Annotated in this window: 17 protein-coding genes; 7 read left to right on the top strand and 10 right to left on the bottom strand. The window is 55.2% G+C overall.

From position 1 onward, the window contains the following. The 4 genes from GOX66_RS22010 to GOX66_RS21995 all read right to left on the bottom strand — a co-directional run. Window positions 1-472 (bottom strand): SDR family NAD(P)-dependent oxidoreductase (locus GOX66_RS22010; RefSeq protein ID WP_170765508.1); only part of this gene is annotated, 472 nt, incomplete at its 3' end. 235 nt (window positions 473-707) lie between these two features. Beyond that, window positions 708-956: a methyltransferase domain-containing protein gene (locus GOX66_RS22005; RefSeq protein WP_170765506.1), complete on the bottom strand. Its 249-nt coding sequence runs from the start codon at window positions 954-956 to the stop codon at window positions 708-710. A gap of 38 nt (window positions 957-994) precedes the next feature. Continuing rightward, a complete protein-coding gene (locus tag GOX66_RS22000) occupies window positions 995-2,146 on the bottom strand; it encodes a glutathione S-transferase N-terminal domain-containing protein (protein WP_170765504.1) in 1,152 nt (383 codons plus the stop codon). Between the two features lie 105 nt (window positions 2,147-2,251). Then, complete coding sequence (locus GOX66_RS21995) at window positions 2,252-2,467, bottom strand: hypothetical protein (RefSeq protein ID WP_170765502.1); 216 nt, start codon at window positions 2,465-2,467, stop codon at window positions 2,252-2,254. A gap of 226 nt (window positions 2,468-2,693) precedes the next feature. On the opposite strand from GOX66_RS21995, the gene GOX66_RS21990 reads away from it, so the two are divergent. Continuing rightward, window positions 2,694-3,053, top strand: a complete 360-nt coding sequence (locus tag GOX66_RS21990) for a winged helix-turn-helix transcriptional regulator (protein ID WP_237212726.1) — start codon at window positions 2,694-2,696, stop codon at window positions 3,051-3,053. A 149-nt stretch (window positions 3,054-3,202) separates the two neighbouring features. Here GOX66_RS21990 and GOX66_RS21985 read toward each other — a convergent pair whose 3' ends face one another. Continuing rightward, window positions 3,203-4,114 carry a PLP-dependent cysteine synthase family protein gene (locus tag GOX66_RS21985; RefSeq protein ID WP_170765501.1) on the bottom strand — a complete coding sequence of 304 codons (912 nt, stop codon included), beginning with the start codon at window positions 4,112-4,114 and terminating at the stop codon, window positions 3,203-3,205. Window positions 4,115-4,241: 127 nt separating this feature from the next. On the opposite strand from GOX66_RS21985, the gene GOX66_RS21980 reads away from it, so the two are divergent. Together GOX66_RS21980 and GOX66_RS21975 are read left to right on the top strand one after the other, a co-directional pair. Next, window positions 4,242-4,619 carry a winged helix-turn-helix transcriptional regulator gene (locus GOX66_RS21980; RefSeq protein ID WP_170765499.1) on the top strand — a complete coding sequence of 126 codons (378 nt, stop codon included), beginning with the start codon at window positions 4,242-4,244 and terminating at the stop codon, window positions 4,617-4,619. A gap of 348 nt (window positions 4,620-4,967) precedes the next feature. Continuing rightward, window positions 4,968-6,947 (top strand): bifunctional 2',3'-cyclic-nucleotide 2'-phosphodiesterase/3'-nucleotidase, encoded by a 1,980-nt coding sequence (locus GOX66_RS21975; RefSeq protein ID WP_170765496.1) that lies wholly within the window; start codon window positions 4,968-4,970, stop codon window positions 6,945-6,947. A 242-nt stretch (window positions 6,948-7,189) separates the two neighbouring features. Here GOX66_RS21975 and GOX66_RS21970 read toward each other — a convergent pair whose 3' ends face one another. The 4 genes from GOX66_RS21970 to GOX66_RS21955 form a co-directional block, all read right to left on the bottom strand. Continuing rightward, window positions 7,190-7,981 carry an endonuclease/exonuclease/phosphatase family protein gene (locus GOX66_RS21970; RefSeq protein ID WP_174822826.1) on the bottom strand — a complete coding sequence of 264 codons (792 nt, stop codon included), beginning with the start codon at window positions 7,979-7,981 and terminating at the stop codon, window positions 7,190-7,192. 353 nt (window positions 7,982-8,334) lie between these two features. Next, complete coding sequence (locus GOX66_RS21965) at window positions 8,335-8,907, bottom strand: TetR family transcriptional regulator (RefSeq protein ID WP_170765492.1); 573 nt, start codon at window positions 8,905-8,907, stop codon at window positions 8,335-8,337. After that, the gene (locus GOX66_RS21960) at window positions 8,904-9,440 is read right to left on the bottom strand and encodes a dihydrofolate reductase family protein (RefSeq protein ID WP_170765490.1); all 537 of its coding nucleotides are present in this window, start codon (window positions 9,438-9,440) and stop codon (window positions 8,904-8,906) included. Before GOX66_RS21960 ends, GOX66_RS21965 begins: the two co-directional genes overlap by 4 nt. Window positions 9,441-9,510: 70 nt before the next feature. Continuing rightward, window positions 9,511-10,383 (bottom strand): LysR substrate-binding domain-containing protein, encoded by an 873-nt coding sequence (locus GOX66_RS21955; protein ID WP_170765488.1) that lies wholly within the window; start codon window positions 10,381-10,383, stop codon window positions 9,511-9,513. 107 nt (window positions 10,384-10,490) lie between these two features. Between GOX66_RS21955 and GOX66_RS21950 the strand changes: the two genes are divergently transcribed. Further along, complete coding sequence (locus GOX66_RS21950) at window positions 10,491-12,053, top strand: trimethylamine methyltransferase family protein (RefSeq protein ID WP_336509520.1); 1,563 nt, start codon at window positions 10,491-10,493, stop codon at window positions 12,051-12,053. A 12-nt stretch (window positions 12,054-12,065) separates the two neighbouring features. Then, window positions 12,066-13,157, top strand: coding sequence for an aminomethyl transferase family protein (locus GOX66_RS21945; protein WP_170765487.1), 1,092 nt, complete (start codon window positions 12,066-12,068; stop codon window positions 13,155-13,157). A gap of 115 nt (window positions 13,158-13,272) precedes the next feature. Here the strand turns inward: GOX66_RS21945 and GOX66_RS21940 are convergent, their stop codons facing one another. Beyond that, on the bottom strand, window positions 13,273-14,637 hold the full coding sequence (locus GOX66_RS21940; RefSeq protein WP_170765485.1) for a tetratricopeptide repeat protein: 1,365 nt from the start codon (window positions 14,635-14,637) through the stop codon (window positions 13,273-13,275). 114 nt (window positions 14,638-14,751) lie between these two features. On the opposite strand from GOX66_RS21940, the gene GOX66_RS21935 reads away from it, so the two are divergent. Together GOX66_RS21935 and GOX66_RS21930 are read left to right on the top strand one after the other, a co-directional pair. Continuing rightward, on the top strand, window positions 14,752-14,985 hold the full coding sequence (locus tag GOX66_RS21935; protein WP_170765483.1) for a hypothetical protein: 234 nt from the start codon (window positions 14,752-14,754) through the stop codon (window positions 14,983-14,985). Between the two features lie 5 nt (window positions 14,986-14,990). Beyond that, window positions 14,991-16,619 (top strand): sulfatase-like hydrolase/transferase, encoded by a 1,629-nt coding sequence (locus GOX66_RS21930; protein ID WP_170765481.1) that lies wholly within the window; start codon window positions 14,991-14,993, stop codon window positions 16,617-16,619. Window positions 16,620-16,809 lie beyond the last annotated feature (190 nt).

The following is a 16,809-nucleotide window of genomic DNA, read 5'->3' as shown; positions in this document are numbered from 1 at the left end:
CATAGGCTCCCATACCGGGCATACCCCCATTGCTGACACCAACAAAAGTTCCGGTAAATACAATAGACCCGCCGCCGCGTTCCTCCATTGCCGGTATCTGCGCTTTAGCCGCTAAAAACGCACTCGTCAGGTTTGTGGCAAGAACCGACTGCCAATTACTTGCCTCCATTTCTGTAATTGGCCCCATCTCACCCATAATGCCAGCATTGTTGAAGGCTCCATCAAGGCCACCAAACTGCCGTTTTGCCAGGTCAACAAGGTCCCCGGAATATGTTTCGTCCGTCACGTCACCCGCAAGGTAAACCGCATGCCCTTTGCTCTGTGTAATCTGCCGGACGATTGTGTTCAGCTCAGCTTCCCTGCGGGCACCTAACACAACATTCGCCCCTTCCGAGGCAAACAAAAGTGCGGCCGCAGCGCCAATCCCGCTGCTCGCTCCGGTAATAATGATGGTCTTGTCTTTAAGTTCCATGGTCATTCCTCTCTGAAATTGCATGACAAGAAACTAGTGAATGATGCGGGTGCAGCACGACCCGGTTCTTGCGTGAGTTGAAATATCTGAATCGATTGCGCAAGAAACGGATCGGCTAAAAGGCTTCAAACGGAAATCGCCGTTCGTTCGCGGTAGGGATATCTCTTTATTGGGTTCAGTACCAATGCTGGTGCAAGCGCAATATCTAACGATTGAGCCTACGTGAATGACCCTTTCATACCGCGTCGAAACCTCCTTTGGAGAGGTTAGCGTTGTGCAACCCCAGTTCGGTTTGTCTGGCGCGTGCCAATTGCAGTGCGTCGGCATCCCAATCAAGGCCGATCACCTGACCATTCGATCCAACACGGTCGATAGCCATGAATGGCACTGCTCCGAACCCGCAACCGATATCAAGCACGCACATACCAGAACCGTTGTCGGCCCCGTCGAGCAGCAGGGTAGTCATCCGGTCAACGGCGTTCACTATCGAGCAGGCTTTTCCATTGCCCTTGCCTTCGAAATTCAAACCGGCGGGCGGTGCGGCCTACCCGTCCCGGAGTCGAGATAGGCCTTGAGGCTGTCGACAAAGAACCTGTCCCATCCTGCTTCGCAAACCTCGTAGCAATGCAGGCTTGGGGAAAGCCCCACATGTTCGAAACGAATTCGCGCGCCGTTCACTACGGGTGAGATGTTCCAGATCGTCCGCGTGCCGAGCCATTCTGTTTCGATCTCTCTGGGCTTACCTTCATGCAGGTGCAGCGCCTCGACGCACTCCAACTCGACCAGTTTGCCGGGAACAAGCTTTTTTGCCTCGAAAGTCCAATACGACCGGCCCGGAGGGAAGGTGAACCTGACCCGGTCCCCCTCATTGCGGATCGGCTCATCAGGTGTGGTCCACCAGTGTTCAAACCCCTTCGTCAGTGCCTCGAAGGCCTGATCTGGCTTAGCATCAACAATGAGGGTTTTTTTATAGTTTCGCATGGACGGTACTGTCTCCTGTTCTTTCCAATGCGGTGGCAACGTGTCCTCAATACCGGGAAGCTCGCTCATCCGTGCCTTCCAGTCGGACACCCGAGGATAAAGGTCAGGCGGGTAGCCGAAACCAAGCCGATCCATCACTTCGTGGTGGTTCTCGACCGCTCGCTGGATAAGGCGGATTTCCGGAAACACGACCGCATCGGCCGCGCTCAGTGCACCACCTGCCAAATAGGGGCCGTCTGTGAGCAGGCTTTCAAGCCAGCAGCATTCCGCATGCAGCTTCTCGCTGGATTCGATCAGTGCTTTTTCTTCTTCACTGCCAATTTCCGGGTCGAGGTGCCGCAGCAAGACCGGCGCCAGCACGGCGTGACTGGCTTCGCGCATGTAGTCGCACGCTTCCATAGTGATCTGCCAGATCCTCGCGGCATCGTCCGGTGTCGCGCCAAAGAGTGGAGGCTCGGGATAGCGCCGGTCCAGCCAGGCAAGGGCGGCGATTGAATCGCGGATGACGATGCCGTCTGCTTCCACCACGGGTACTGTTCCGCGCGGATTGAGCGACAGGAAGGGTTCGGATTTGTGTTCTCCGGCAGAGGCTTTCAGCACGTGCTGTTCATAAGGGATTCCTTTTAACGCAAGTGCTACAAGAACCCGCCAGGGTCGCGGTGCGCCGCTGATTGTGTGGATGGTTAATGTCATGGTTCAGGTCCTGATCCTTAACTGCGAAAATGTTGCGAGTTCGGACGCCGCAAAGGCAAAGACCCCGTCGGCATCTTCTGCGGATGGCAGGCGATTGAGTGCAGTCTATTTCTGCACGACGAAATCTTTCATGCCCGCATAGTCGAGGCCGATCTGTCCGCCCATCGTCTTGAATGTGTAGTCGATGGTGAGCGATTCCGGCATCGCCTCGGACCGCATCCCGGGACACGAATACCCTCTCTCGAAAAATCGCTCGGCGACATGACGTCCGATGTGCCCATTCACGCCGAGTACGATGGCCGTCCTTCCTTCCAGAAGCATAGTTCTCCCTTCCCTGTTTCTGTTTGCCTAGCATCAATATGGCGCAAGACAACCATTTGAAAAGAAGGCAGTTTTTTCGTACTTGGTCAGGTTTTTACTACTATTGGCAACAAATTCTCGAACGCGCCTCAGGGCAACCCAGCAAATTTCCATGCAAAAAGGTTTGATTTTTAAGGAAACCCACAAAACAATGGTTGGTAGCAATTTAGTACTGTAGAGGCCCGTCATGAATGTCATGAAAAACGTCACGAACAAATCCGAGCCGTCGAACGAAGCTTTTGCCGAGCGCTGCCCCATGCCCGACATCGCCCGCCTGATCGGCGGAAAATGGAAACTGATCATTCTTCAGGTGCTGATCTTTCAGGGAACGAAGCGCTTCGGCGAGCTCAAGCGGGACGTGGACGGGATTACGCAGACCATGCTGACCGGGCAGCTTCGGGCGCTGGAGGAAGACGGGCTGGTCACGCGGGAGGTGTTCCCGGAGGTTCCACCACGGGTCGAATACACGGCCACTGAGAAGGCAATGGCCCTGACCAAGATGTTTCACGCAATGCACGATTGGTGGATGCTGGAATGTAAGAAATAAAGACGGCCCAAACCAGACTCTCAGCGCAAACCCATATTCTGCGGTCGCAGCCCGAAATTCAAACATTCGCTGCAGGCACGAAAGGCAGGACCACCTCAAGGTCAGCAGCGCGAACAAAGCTGGCATCGACAATTCGTGTTTGGGACCCACTACCGATGCAAGTCACCGTTCAAGTAGCGCAGACCGGTGTCGATGATCACGGTCACTACGGTTTTGCCCGGTCCAAGTTCCTTGGCCTTTTTCAGGGCCGCCCAGATGTTTGCACCTGACGTCACACCGCCAAGCAAACCTTCCTGGCCAGCGAGCGCCCGGCCCCCCCTATAGGCGTCTTCATCCTTCACTGGAATAACATCATCAATGAGGTCCCTACGCAGGATCTTCGGCACGAAGGACAAGCCTATCCCCTCGAGCTTGTGCGTACCACTGGTGTCACCTCCTGAGAGATTGCGCACATAGTAGGGCTCCACGGCGACAATTTCGGTGTTGGGATTGTGTGCCTTCAAGACCTCGGCGTTGCCTGAAATGCAGCCGCCACCGCCCGCTGCCATGACGAAGGCATGTACGGGAGTGTTTACTTGGCTCAGAATTTCCTGAGCCATATCGTGATACCCCAGCTTGTTATCTATGTTGTTCACCTGATCCGGCCAAAACGTGCCCGGTTCATCGGCCAATTCCTTTGCGCGCACGATCATCCGGTCGAGTACATCCGCAGTCAGCACGCCGCCCTCGGCGTGGACAATTTCCACTTCTGCGCCGAACGCTCTCATCGTTTGCAGCTTTTCCTCGGAGAACCCGTTTGAAGACACTAAGTAGGCCTTATACCCGCGAGTGGCACAGACCATCGCCAGCGAGCTTCCGGTGCTACCACCAGTATACTCGACAACGCGCCCACCGGGCTTCAGCTCTTCGCGCCGTTCGGCCCCTTCGATCATCGACAAGGCCATGCGGTCTTTCATGCTGCCCGTTGGGTTGGCTCCTTCCCACTTCACATAAATGTCGGCGTGATCGGGTCCTGTCAGATGGGACAGCTTAATGAGAGGGGTATTGCCGATGGTGGTCATTTTAAGAGCCTTTCACAGACTGTCACTACAAGTGACTTCCATAAATTAAGTCACAATCTGAGTCAAACTTCCATTTCTTAAGTAACTGCGCTAAGTTCAACAAATTGATAGCCAACATGAGGACGAAATGACCCAAATAGAGCATGAGTTTCGTTCCCGATGCTCGATTGCGCGCAGCCTTGAGATTCTTGGTGACAAGTGGACTCTGCTGGTAGTGCGAGACCTGTTGTGGCACGGAAAGCATACATTTCAGGAATTGCAGAACAGTGAGGAACACCTGCCCCCGAACCTTCTGTCTCAACGTCTAAAGCGGTTGATGGACTGGGGGCTGGTGGAGCGGGAGGCCTATCAGGACAGGCCTGTGCGCTATCGTTACATGCTTACCGAGCGGGGGCGAGCACTAGAGCCAACCTTGTTGGGGATCATGAATTGGGGACACTCGCACTTAGGGGGAGGACTGTTTGACCCAACGCTTGGCAAGACAGTCGCCGGAAGTTCGGTCTGAGTTCCTGACCACGCCCGCTCGGGGTTCGTGGCAGACCAGGAGCGAGCGCAGTATTGCCCCCTACCCGTTTGTTGGTCTAACTGACGGCCCGAACCGGACCTTTACCTATTTTCTTCGACGCTGCGTTGCAGCTCGTCAGTCCGGACCTTCCCCGTGACTGCATGGCCAAGTGATTGAAGGCTTGGATTCCGATCCTGCCATACCTTAGCAAACACATGAAGTTAGGGTAAGTTACCGAACATTAACGCCTAAACACAACGCGTCAGCTATTCTGGCAACCCATGTCATACGGTTGTTGTGAAAAGCCGGCAAAAAGACGCGTTGTCCAACAAACTTGAAAGGTGACCTATGTCTTTCTCCAACCGCACTTCAATTTCGCGTCGCCAGTTTCTCGCCACAACAACCGCTGGTGCAGCGGCTATCACCCTACACCCGTTCTCGGTGGCAGCGGCCAACAATCAAGCCCATCTGCGGATTATGGAAACCACGGACATCCATGTTCATGTGTTCCCCTATGATTATTATGCCGACAAACCCCGCGACACAGTGGGCCTTTCCCGCACCGCTTCAATCATCAACGAAATTCGCTCCGAGGCGACGAATTCGATTTTGGTCGATAACGGCGATTTTTTACAGGGCAATCCGATGGGCGACTACATCGCTTACGAGCGTGGAATGAAAGACGACGACAGCCACCCCATCATCAACGCATTCAACACTGTCGGCTTTGATGCGACGACATTGGGCAATCACGAGTTCAACTACGGTCTGGAGTTTTTGAACAAGGCTCTGGCCGGGGCCGAGTTCCCAATCGTTCTTGCCAATGTGACAAAAGAAAAAGGCGCGACCCCTCGCGACGACAAGACCCTTGTGCAACCTTACGCCATTCTCGACCGGGAAATTGAAATGGGCGACGGTACCAGTCTTCCGATCAAAATTGGTGTCATAGGTTTTACGCCACCGCAGATCATGAACTGGGACCGCAGACATCTGGAAGGCAATGTCGAAACACGAGATATCGTTGAAACGGCTCAGGCCTATGTGCCTGAGATGAAGGAACAAGGGTGTGACCTGATCATCGCCTTATCGCATTCGGGGATTGGCGATGCCAATCACGAAGATGGTATGGAAAACGCATCTGTGGTTCTTGCCAGTGTCGAAGGGATCGACGCGCTTGTCACAGGCCACAACCACCTGGTCTTCCCGTCGCCGACATTTGCGGACCGCCCCGGGATCGATGTGGAAAAAGGCACGCTGATGGGTAAACCTGCAGTCATGGGAGGCTTCTGGGGATCGCATCTTGGCCTGCTTGATCTGCTTTTGGAACGGGACGGCAATGAATGGCGCGTCGTGACCACCACGTCCGAGGCGCGGCCGATTTCTAAACGCAACGAAGATCGTTCGATCACCGCACTGGTCGGCGATGATCAGAAGGTTCTCGATTCGGTTGCTAAGGATCACGACGAAACGCTGGCCTATGTCCGTCGCGCGGTCGGCAAGACGTCTGCTCCACTTCACAGCTATTTCGCGCTGGTTGCGGACGACCCATCTGTGCAGATCGTTTCAATCGCACAGAAATGGTATGTCGAAGAAATGCTGAAAGGCACTGAGCATGAAGGTCTGCCCATCCTGTCAGCAGCGGCACCTTTTAAGGCGGGTGGCCGTGGCGGCCCGGAGTACTACACCGATGTCCCGGTTGGTGACGTTGCCATTAAGAATGTGGCGGATCTATATCTGTACCCAAACACGGTGCGCGCGGTCCGCGTGAATGGTGCTCAGGTTCGGGGTTGGCTGGAACGCTCGGCCGGTATGTTCAATCAGATTGAGCCGGGCTCCGAGGACGCAATCCTGCTGAATCCGGAATTCCCGTCCTACAATTTCGATGTGATGGATGGTGTGACCTATCAGATAGATTTGTCCCAGCCTTCACGCTTTGGGCCTAAGGGCGAAGAGGTAAACCCTGATGCGGCCCGGATTGTGAACCTTGCCTTCAACGGTGCACCGGTTACGGATGACATGGAGTTCATCATCGCAACCAACAATTACCGTGCATCAGGTGGCGGCTCGTTCCCTGGGGCGTTGGGGAACACGATCGTGTTCGAAGCACCGGACACCAACCGTGACGTAATCGTGCGTTATATTGTCGAGCTGGGAACCATCGATCCAAAAGCGGACTCCAACTGGTCGTTTGCTTCGCTTGAGGACACCACGGTGTTGTTCGAAACTGGCCCGAAGGCCCGCGACTACATGGACGACGTCAAAGGTGTCACAATAGAGGACGCCGGAGAAGGCTCTGACGGCTTTGCAGCTTTCCGCATCAAGCTCTGATCCTATCGATTTGTCTCTTCGAAAAACTCGCCCGCCACCTTTCTATGCCGGTGGCGGGTTTGCACTGAATGCTTGTACGGCCCTCAAGAGACATTCACTACCATCCCCGGCGCTGCGGCGCGGCTTCCTATGTCCGGACGTTCGCTGCGCGAGCAAAATCTGGGACCGGGCGAACTCACAGATTGCGGACGAAGTGTGAATTCGCTGCGACTGGACGAATGTCGGTTTCATGCCGGTGCTGGTTACAATTCCAAGATGAGAGGGCAGTGATCCGAAACCTCAGGATCATAGATAACATCGAAGCTCTTCACCTCTTCCTTCCGATTGATCAACATATAGTCGGCATACCGTCCCGGTTTCTTATATTGCGAGTTTCGAGTGCTAATGAAGCCTTGTCCCGTTACCAGTTCTGACAAGCCCGCTTCCGAAAGGATCGACAGCGTTTGGCTGTCCGGCTCGACATTGAAATCACCACAAATAATTGTCAGGTCGTCCGGCTCAGAAACCTGACGTGAGAGATCGAGCAACTTCCGAGCCTGCGCCGCACGCTCCGGAGTGTCCTTCTTACCATTCAGATCGCGGAGACCGTGCATGTGCGTAATACTGACGGGACGATCCATATTATGATCGTAGACACGTACCGCGTGGGCACTTCGCGATCTTGGATGATCGCCATAGCCATTCGGTCCGTAAGTTTTGTGCACGAAACCCTGCGCTTGACCAATAACGGGATAGGACTTGTGCACGAATGTCGCCAGTCCCCATTGAGAGGGAACGGAAGCGTCGTCGTCCCATAAAACGCCTTGTGCGGCCGGGCAGAAGGTCGCGACATGATCTGGCAACGCATTGCAAACATCTCGGAAGAAATTCGCCCTCTGAGGCAGCACGTGATCACCGTCCCGGTAGGTCAACCACTCTTTGTCACTGGCAGGGCTATGTACAACCTCTTGCAAGCACAAAACATCCGGGGAAGCGACGGTGATATACGGGAGGAATACCTCGTGAAGCTTGCCGCCCCACCCATTGAGACACATGATTTGCACAGTTCGAATCCCAACAAATTTTTAAGATCGGACCTTCGCTGCGATTGCCTCGAAGTTCAAGATGGGCTCACTCCAGGCTTCGGTGCCGTTGCAGAGAGCCCCCCCTGTCCCGCCAACAACTAATCACGCGGAACGGCCCTTAGGCGACATCCAACAACCAGCTGAGATGCTGCGTTTGCATCCCGCTTTCCAGACATTCGCCGCGGGGGCGAAACTACTCCGATAGTAAACTCAGCCAGCGACAAATTACCCGATCCGGAAACGCCAGTGAACACTACAATCTGGTTCCGGGGGATGCTTAAAGGTTGTTCCGGCGCGCAGCGCGGATGCGTTTGTTCTTCATGTTAGATCGCATCGTCCTTTCCGGCTGCTTGGCTCAGAATCCAGTCAACGCCGCGCAGAAAGTCGTCGATTGTCAGGGGATTGTTTTCTCCGCTTGAGGCCGAAAGCACAAAGCCATGCGCATAGTCGATTAGGAGGTGAACCAGAACATTGCCACCGTCGCTGTTCTTGAGCTGGTCCGTGCTGGACTTTAGTTCCGCCGCCACACGGGCGAGGTCCGCGCTCATGAGCTTCACATCATTCAAGATCGCGCGCAGCAGATTGGCGTTCTTCAACGCATACCGGTAGTAAGCCGCCAGTATGCTACGGGCCCGTTTGACCGGGGACCTCTCTTCGATGCCGTCTGCGACCCCCTTGAAGGCAAGCTCCACCAGATCGGTCAAAAGCTGTTTCTTGTTGCCGGCGTGATAGGTGACTGCCATCGGGCTAACGCCCAGCTGATCGGCAAGCACACGGAATGACAGCGCATCGACACCGCCTTTCTGAACGATTGGCAGCGCAGTCCTAAGGATCACTTGCTTTGACAGGTGTTGCGACGATTTTACCGGTCGTCCAACGGACGCAACCTTGGTCACCGTTTCACCTTGTATTCAAGGTCCACCAGCCCGGACGGGAAGGCGATCGAGGACACCAGCTCCAGATCAATGTCCGTGTCATTGGAACCAAATATCCGGATGCCGTCGCCAAGAAGGATCGGCACGATGGATATTTTCATGTCCTCGATAAGCCCCGCCTGGATAAAGGACCGAATAATCGCGCCGCCATCGACATATGCCTGTTTCAAACCGCGCTTTTCCAACGAGTCCAACAGGGATTTGGGCGCAAGTGTCGTAACCTCGACCTTGCCGCGCAGATCCTCCGGAATGTCTTCATCAGTCATAGTGCGGCTCATCACGATGCAGGGGATGGTGTATGGCCACTCCCCGAACCCTAATACCGTGCGAAACGATCCCGACCCCATGACGATCGCATCCATCCGGCCTTGAAACTCCGCAAAGCCGTGATCTTCATCTTGCGTCGCTCGCTTATTCAGCCAGTCAAGTGCGTGGTCGGGTCTCGCAACAAATCCATCGAGGCTCATGGCCATCATGATGTGTCCGGTTGTCATATCCGTGTCTCCGTGAATCATATTTATACAGCGTATAAATATTAAGCCGATGATGTTCAAGCAAACGAGGTCAGGATTGGCTGGTCAACCATTCCGAGAAGGCGGCCACGGCCTCCGTCGCAACAGTGTTTTGTGGCTGAACCAGAAAGTACCCGTAGTCGGGTAGTTCAATATCAGACAACCGGAACAGCAGTTGCGCCTCCAGGTCGGCCGAAACAAGGCCATCCATCAAGGCAATCCCCTGCCCGTCGATGACAGCCTGCACGCGAACATTGGGGTCGGGGACAATCAACACATCTTGAGGCGTCTGCTGGGGCAGACCTGCGGCGGTCAGCCAATCGGACCAGGCATTGCTGTCGTCCCGGTCTCTAAGCAATGTGAGCTGTGATATCGCAACGCCCATTCCCAACGCCTCAACTTTTCGCGCCACAGAAGAGTTCCCAACGGGATAGGGCGGCAATGCCATGAAAGGGATCACCACGCCTCCCCCCCATTCTCCATTCCCCCACCTGATCGCCAGATCAACATGCTGCATTTCTTGTTCAGAAAACTGGATCATCGGCTGAATGCGCAGCTGCACGTCCGGGTGGCGCTGCATAAAGGTCATCAGACGTGGGGACAGCCATCGCGCCGCGAAATAGGTCGACACTCCAACAATCAGGGATCGCGATACGCGCCCCTTCATCTCCAGAATGTCAGCTTCGATTTCCAGATAACGGGTCTGGCAAGCCGCCAGCAGCTTCAGCCCTTCATCCGTCAGGGTAATGCCGCGTGTCGTGCGCCGGAACAGGACCATCCCCAGATCAGCTTCAAGCGTCTTTATCTGATAGCTGATCGCACCTTTGGTCATGTTCAGGGCCGTGGCAGCGTCCGAGAAACTAGAATGCCGGGCGATCTCGGCGAACAACCTAAGCAGGTCATGATGGCGAAAGTGTCGGCGCATATCAAGTTTGTACAAAATTTTTGAACGCTATGACCAGAAAATTTCGATTTCCAACCGCGCAGCAAACGCCGATCCTGCCGGGGAACAAATGAATCGGAGTTTCGCGTTTGAGTGCTTTGAACACCACCACGGACTTCTCGAAACCAGCAGAGCGCCGCAGCCGTTCCCGTCGAGATCGACCGTCATGTCGCGACACGGTGTCTCCAGGCGCTCCATTCACCACGCGAAAAATCCCTGCATACGCGATGCTGAACGATACGGCTTTGGCGCGGATCGAAGATCAGGCGGACTGGATTCTGAGCAAGATCGGGATCGATTTTCGAGGCGACCAAGCAGCGTTAGAAATGTTTGCCGAGTCAGGCGCTCACGTCGAAGGTGAGCGCGTTCGGTTTGACCCGGGGCATGCACGCGACCTTTGCGCGACGGCTCCGTCTGAATTCAAATTGCATGGTCGGGAATCCGCCAGAACCGTGACCCTTGGCGGCGATAACATTGTTCTGATGCCGGGTTACGGGTCTCCCTTTGTTAGCGATCTGAGCAATGGAAGGCGATACGCGACGCTCGAAGACTTCCGCAACTTTGTCAAACTCACATACAACTCCCCTGCCCTGCATCATTCCGGCGGCACGGTGGTCGAACCAACGGATGTGCCTGTGAACAAACGGCATCTGGACATGATGCTTGCCCACCTGACCCTGTCGACAAAACCCTTTATGGGGTCCGTCACCGCGCCAGAACGCGCGCAGGACAGCATCGACATGGCGCGGTTAGTCTTTGGGCGCGACGTCATGGAACGCAACGCGGTGATGCAAGCTAATATCAACATCAACTCTCCGCTCGTGTTCGATGACACCATGTCCTCCACGCTCCGCATCTATGCCAAAGCAAACCAGTGCGTGTGCGTCTCTCCGGCGATTTTCGCTGGGGCCATGGGGCCGCTCTCGCCTGCGGCAGTGGCAGCCCAAACGCTGGCCGAAGCCATGGTCGGCATCGCCCTGGCACAGCTTGTCCGTCCCGGGTGCCCGGTGGTCATGGGGTCGTTTCATTCCAGCATGAACCTCCGCACGGGTGCGCTGACGTTCGGATCGGCGGAAGCGAACATGGTCACCATGGCGCTGTCGCAATTGGGGCGCAGGCTCCGCGTTCCGGTGCGCTCTGGCGGTGGACAGATCACCGCGTCCAACGCCCCGGACGGACAAGCGATGCAGGACAGTACGGGGGCCATGTGGTCCACCCTTCTGTCCGGCGCGCATCAGGTCTGGCATGCGGCGGGCTGGCTCGAAGGCGGGTTGGTCATGTCCTACGAGAAGTTCATCATGGACGTAGATCACTGCGGCGCGATGCTGAAACTTTTGCAGGGTTTTGACACTGGCGATGAAGCCTTTGGCCGCGATGCCTATCTCGAAACCGGCCCGGGCGAGAATTTCCTCTCTACCAGCCACACGCTGCGCCACTACAGATCGGCGAATTTTGAACCGCAAATCCCGGATGCCGGTCCTTTCGAGACCTGGACAGAGAACGGTGCGCTCACGTCAGACCAACGCGCTACGACGCGGTGGCGCCAAATGCTGGACGACTATCAACAGCCCGACATGAACCCCAGCACAAAAGCAACGCTTGAAGACTTCGTGTCTGAACGCAAATCCCGGATGCCGGACGAATGGTACTAGAAAGGAAGATCCATGACCGAAGCACTTAGCCGCACATCCGCCCTTGCATCGCGCCATACCGCGCTTGGCTCTGGGTTGGAGGACTGGAACGGCATGGGTACGGCCTGGACCTATAACTCTGATCCCAATGATGAGCACGATGCGGTCCGTGAACGGGCCGGTATGTTCGACATGTCTCCCCTGAAGAAAGTGCTCGTGCGAGGCCCCGAAGCTCAGGCAGTGCTGGACCATCTGACCACGCGCGATCTGACCAAAGTCGGACCAGGCAAGGCTGCCTACCTCTGCGTTCTGACCGATGACGGCGGGATCGCCGACGATGCGATCGTATCGAACAATGGTGGAAACGAATGGATGATCGTGCATGGCTCTGGCGACACTATGGCGTTGCTGGAAGCCTCGGCGGCAGGGCGTGACGTTCAGATCGATTTTACCGACGAACTGCATGACCTGTCGGTGCAGGGCCCTGCCTCTCTGGAGATTTTGAGCGCCCACACGGATATCGACCTGGCCGAACTGGCTTATTTCGAACACGCGCCTGCGGTTCTGTTCGGCCATTCCTGTCGTATCTCACGCACGGGCTATTCCGGCGAACGCGGTTATGAGATTTTCGCAGATGGAACAGTGATTACGGATATCTGGGACAAGCTCGTGCAGGAGGGCGTTATGCCCTGTTCTTTTACCGCTCTGGACAAGGTGCGGATCGAAGCCGGGCTCTTGTTTTATGGCTATGACATGACCGAGGACAACACCCCATGGGAGGTCGGCCTTGGGTTCACCGTCAGCAGCACCAAGGCTGACTATCGCGGCAAAGCGGCTGCCCAGGCTGCGAAGGGAAAGGAGAAGATCGACAATGTGTGCCTGGACATAGATCACCCCGACATGGTCGCCGGTGGTGAAACGCTTTCGCTGGGCGACCAAACTGTCGGCGTGATCAACAGCCCCTGCTATTCACACCGAATGGGAAAATCCCTTGCCCTTGCGCATGTTGTTCCAGGACTGGCCGTTGGAACAATGCTGGCAGTCTCAAGCGACGGCCTGAACACGCAAGCAACCATCGCAGCAAGCCCCATCTACGATCCAACAAAACTGCGAACGCACGAATAGAGAGATCGTTACGAATTGCTGTAGAGCCGGCCCAAAGCTGCCGCCCGCACGGAGTTTATTTCTTCATCGCAGCTTCCCAGAAGCCGACATTGAAAGGCGCCGTTACATAGTTTGGCTATTCCGCGCGCCCCGTCCAACCAAGTGATCTCAGGCGGTCCAATACTTCATTCGCCGCCGCCTCTTCCTTATGCAATCTCAGCAACACTGCCTCCACAGGGAACTGCGGCCAGCTTTCTTCAAGTAAAGCCAACAGACGTTTCCCTTCGTCCGATTGACCCAACGCCTGTCTCGTAGCTGCAAGGTAGATGATGCCCGGCGCTGATAACGGGCCGCCGCCGGAATTACCCTCTTCGAACGCCGCTGCTGCCGCTTCGAAATCGCCGGTATGAAAGTACGCAGCACCAAGAATGTTCAAGTAGGCAAAGCGGGTGTTAGGACCGGTACGCCTACGTTCTCGGTTGCCTGCTGTTAGTCCAAGGTCAGGTTTGCCGGACAAGATGGCCACGACCCCATAGAAGTCCAGTACATTCCCGTCATTCGGAGCAAGTGATACGGCCCGCTCTGACAGGCGCATCGCTTCGTCATGGTCACCCGCAACAAATCTCACCCAACCGGCGGCTGATTGTGACCAGGCATCGCTGGGCGCGATTGCAAGTGCCTGCTCAGCCATCTGCTGAGCTTCGGCAAGGAATGCATCATGTTGCGGTCCGCTTAGCGACAACAGTGCCAGCGATGCAAGTGTTTGGGCCGCACCGGCATATGCTCCGGCCGCGTTCGGATCGGCGACAATTGCCGTTCGAAAAAGCTCAGTCGTCAGCCGTTGACGCTCAAAGTCGAAGATCGGCCAGATCAGTCCCCGCGCCTGATCCGTCAGATTGGCGGCTTCCAACGCGGCTGGGGACTGCTCCATTAACGCTTCACGCTCAAGTCGCGTCTTGTCACTATTGGAAAGCGAACGAGGCTCCCGAGGCCACAAGACATAAAGTGCGGTAACTGCTATGCAAATCAGTGCGAGTATTGCTAACGGCAAAGTTCGGACGCTGAAACTACTTCTTCGAGGCCAGGCCTCAGTCGAGGCCTGGGCGTCTAAGGTCTCGTCCGTTTTGATGCGCCGTTCGAAACGTGGTGCGTAACCGCCTTTGTCGATGTGAATTCGAGTATCGTCAGCGGCGCCCTCGTCCTCGTAATAGTCTTCCAATAACCGTCGCAATCGTCCGGCCTCGACGCGCACCACATTAGCTGATGTCGGATCATCTGCGTCCCTTTTGTAGACATGAAGCGCAATGGTCTTCGCCAAAAGACCATCTTGTCGGCCCTGAATGGTTTCCTCGACCACAAAACTCAAGAAATCCTTCAGTTTCGGTGAGGTCGAAAGCGTATGACTGTCTGACACTCTGCGCACTGCAGCGCGCATTTCGGATTGCGTGAGAGAAGTCGCATTCACTTTTCCGCCAAATTGAGTGTCGTCGAATTCAGTCATTATTTGCAAAGCCTTATAGGCCAACCTCACCCCGCAACTTAGGGTAACTCACTTTCGCATTCAAAGCTAATGTCCACACTTAAGCCAGTAAAACACAACCAGAGCAACTGTCCGGTGAGCTATCTGAAACGCCAAGATCCAGAACTCTACGCGCGGTACTTGCAACTGCGACATGTCGATCCTCGTCTGTGCGACGTGTTCAATGATCTGGAGTTTATGGCCCAAAATGTTGAGCGCGACCAACACGGAGGGTCCGTCGTCATGGCGGACATATTGGCCGAATTGGTCAGCGAGCTTCGGATCAGGGTAGCCAAATGCGAGACAGGGCGAAATACGACAAAGGAGTGATACCAATGGTTGCGAGGTGTTTTGTTCTAAAAGCGACTGTGGCGGCTGTACTCGCGTCTACTGGCAGTGCCGTTTCAGCGCAGGATGAAATTGTTCATGACGCGGAATTCACCCGGATGGAGCAAGAGTTCGGCGCTCAATGGGGTGTCGAAGACGAAGAAGTTGCTACGAAACTGGCCGCGCTGGAAGAGCGTTTCGGTAAGAAGCCCAACATCGTGTACATCCTGGCTGACGACGTGGGCTACACCGAATTGGGAAGCTACGGTGGTGGCAAGATCCGTGGCGCCCCAACCAACAACCTCGACCGCATGGCAGAGGAAGGCATGCGGTTTCTGTCATTTTACTCGGAAGTTGAGTGCTCACCATCTCGCGGTGCGGTGATGACCGGGAGGCACCCGATCCGCAATGGTCTCTACAACATCACATTGCCCGGAGAGGTTGGGCGCGGGTTACATGGCGAAGAAGTGACGATTGCCGAGATACTCTCAGAAGCGGGCTACTACACTGGCTTCTTCGGCAAGTGGCACATGGGTGAGGATGAAGAACATTTTCCGACCAATCAGGGGTTCGATGAAGCCGAATGGTCTGAGGGCAATCCGCCCTGGTGGGTCGCCAATTGGGAAGCCAGCGCCGATGAGGATGCGGGTGGTTTCAACAACAGGGGCATGATCAATTCTCCCGGTCCCGAAGGATTTCCTTACGACAACGGTGGCGTGATGCGTGCACGTCGTGGTGAAACACCCGAAATGGTCTATCGCTACAGTCTGGAACGCTACAATACCTATGACTCTGAGGTTGCCGATAATGTTATCGACTTCATTGAGCGTCGGGCAAAATCGGACCAGCCATTCTTCGTGAACTTCTGGGGCAAGGGAAACCACTTCTGGGGTGCGCATCCGGATTTCCGGGATACACCAGCACAATCCAACACCTCAGCCCAGATGGTTGAACATGATTACAACGTCGGGCGTGTGATCAAAACACTCGTTGATCTGGGAATTGCCGAAAACACGCTCGTCATCTGGAACTCGGACAATGGACCGATGTACACCGTGCACCCGCATGGCGGCTACTCTTTACTACCAGGAACAAAGGGCGAAACCAGAGAAGGCGGCATTCGGGTTCCCGCAGTCGCTTGGTGGCCTGGTATGATCGAAGCCGGGCAGGACCCGCTCGATCTCGTGCAGATAACCGACTGGTTCATGACAATGGCGCGTTTGGCGGATGCGGAAGATTACATTCCCACGGATCGGGTCATCGATGGTGTCGATCAGAGCGGGCTCTTGCTCCTTGGAGAAGGTGCGGGTCGCCGAGACTACATATTTCATTACAATCGCGATCAGCTTGAAGCGGTGCGCAAGGATCAGGTCAAAATGAACCTCAAGCCAAACAACCCTGATTTTCATTTCTATGAGATGTTCAATATCTACCACGATCCGGCCGAACGCTTTCCCAATGAAATCCAGAATGGCCTCTGGGCCGGACCAGGTCTCACCAAGATGATCCAGGATCATTTCGCGCTGATCCAACAGTTCCCTCACCGGGTGTTGCAGGGGCACTATCGGGATTTCGATCGGTCCTTCGATCCTGAGCCGACGCCAGTCTATACCCCGCAGAAAACTGTGGATTGGTAGGCCGACTGGTTCACACATTGCTCTGACCGCGTGCGCGAAGATCACCAAGACACGCGGTCAGAACCTTTATAGTTCTGACTGATCTTTTTTGAAAATGAGACTGCGACATGCGCCTACATTCAATTTTTGCCAGATTGATTATTTCTTAGACATTTAGTGTTGTTTTCAAATCAGCAGTGCGCAATTTTTC

Origin of the sequence: Ruegeria lacuscaerulensis (assembly GCF_013031245.1) — a bacterium.
In the GTDB taxonomy this organism is placed as follows: domain Bacteria; phylum Pseudomonadota; class Alphaproteobacteria; order Rhodobacterales; family Rhodobacteraceae; genus Ruegeria; species Ruegeria lacuscaerulensis_C.
Note: the sequence above shows the minus strand (reverse complement) of the source record. Positions and strands in the feature narration are given on the sequence as shown.

Excerpts from the sequence above, each read along its gene's own strand:
- GOX66_RS21960 (WP_170765490.1), bottom strand. The coding sequence starts at position 9,440 with ATGACAACCGGACACATCATGATGGCCATGAGCCTCGATGGATTTGTT.
- GOX66_RS21985 (WP_170765501.1), bottom strand. The coding sequence starts at position 4,114 with ATGACCACCATCGGCAATACCCCTCTCATTAAGCTGTCCCATCTGACA.
- GOX66_RS22000 (WP_170765504.1), bottom strand. The coding sequence starts at position 2,146 with ATGACATTAACCATCCACACAATCAGCGGCGCACCGCGACCCTGGCGG.
- GOX66_RS21990 (WP_237212726.1), top strand. The coding sequence starts at position 2,694 with ATGAATGTCATGAAAAACGTCACGAACAAATCCGAGCCGTCGAACGAA.
- GOX66_RS21955 (WP_170765488.1), bottom strand. The coding sequence starts at position 10,383 with ATGCGCCGACACTTTCGCCATCATGACCTGCTTAGGTTGTTCGCCGAG.
- GOX66_RS21980 (WP_170765499.1), top strand. The coding sequence starts at position 4,242 with ATGACCCAAATAGAGCATGAGTTTCGTTCCCGATGCTCGATTGCGCGC.
- GOX66_RS21970 (WP_174822826.1), bottom strand. The coding sequence starts at position 7,981 with ATGTGTCTCAATGGGTGGGGCGGCAAGCTTCACGAGGTATTCCTCCCG.
- GOX66_RS21930 (WP_170765481.1), top strand. The coding sequence starts at position 14,991 with ATGGTTGCGAGGTGTTTTGTTCTAAAAGCGACTGTGGCGGCTGTACTC.
- GOX66_RS21945 (WP_170765487.1), top strand. The coding sequence starts at position 12,066 with ATGACCGAAGCACTTAGCCGCACATCCGCCCTTGCATCGCGCCATACC.
- GOX66_RS21995 (WP_170765502.1), bottom strand. The coding sequence starts at position 2,467 with ATGCTTCTGGAAGGAAGGACGGCCATCGTACTCGGCGTGAATGGGCAC.
- GOX66_RS21940 (WP_170765485.1), bottom strand. The coding sequence starts at position 14,637 with ATGACTGAATTCGACGACACTCAATTTGGCGGAAAAGTGAATGCGACT.
- GOX66_RS21975 (WP_170765496.1), top strand. The coding sequence starts at position 4,968 with ATGTCTTTCTCCAACCGCACTTCAATTTCGCGTCGCCAGTTTCTCGCC.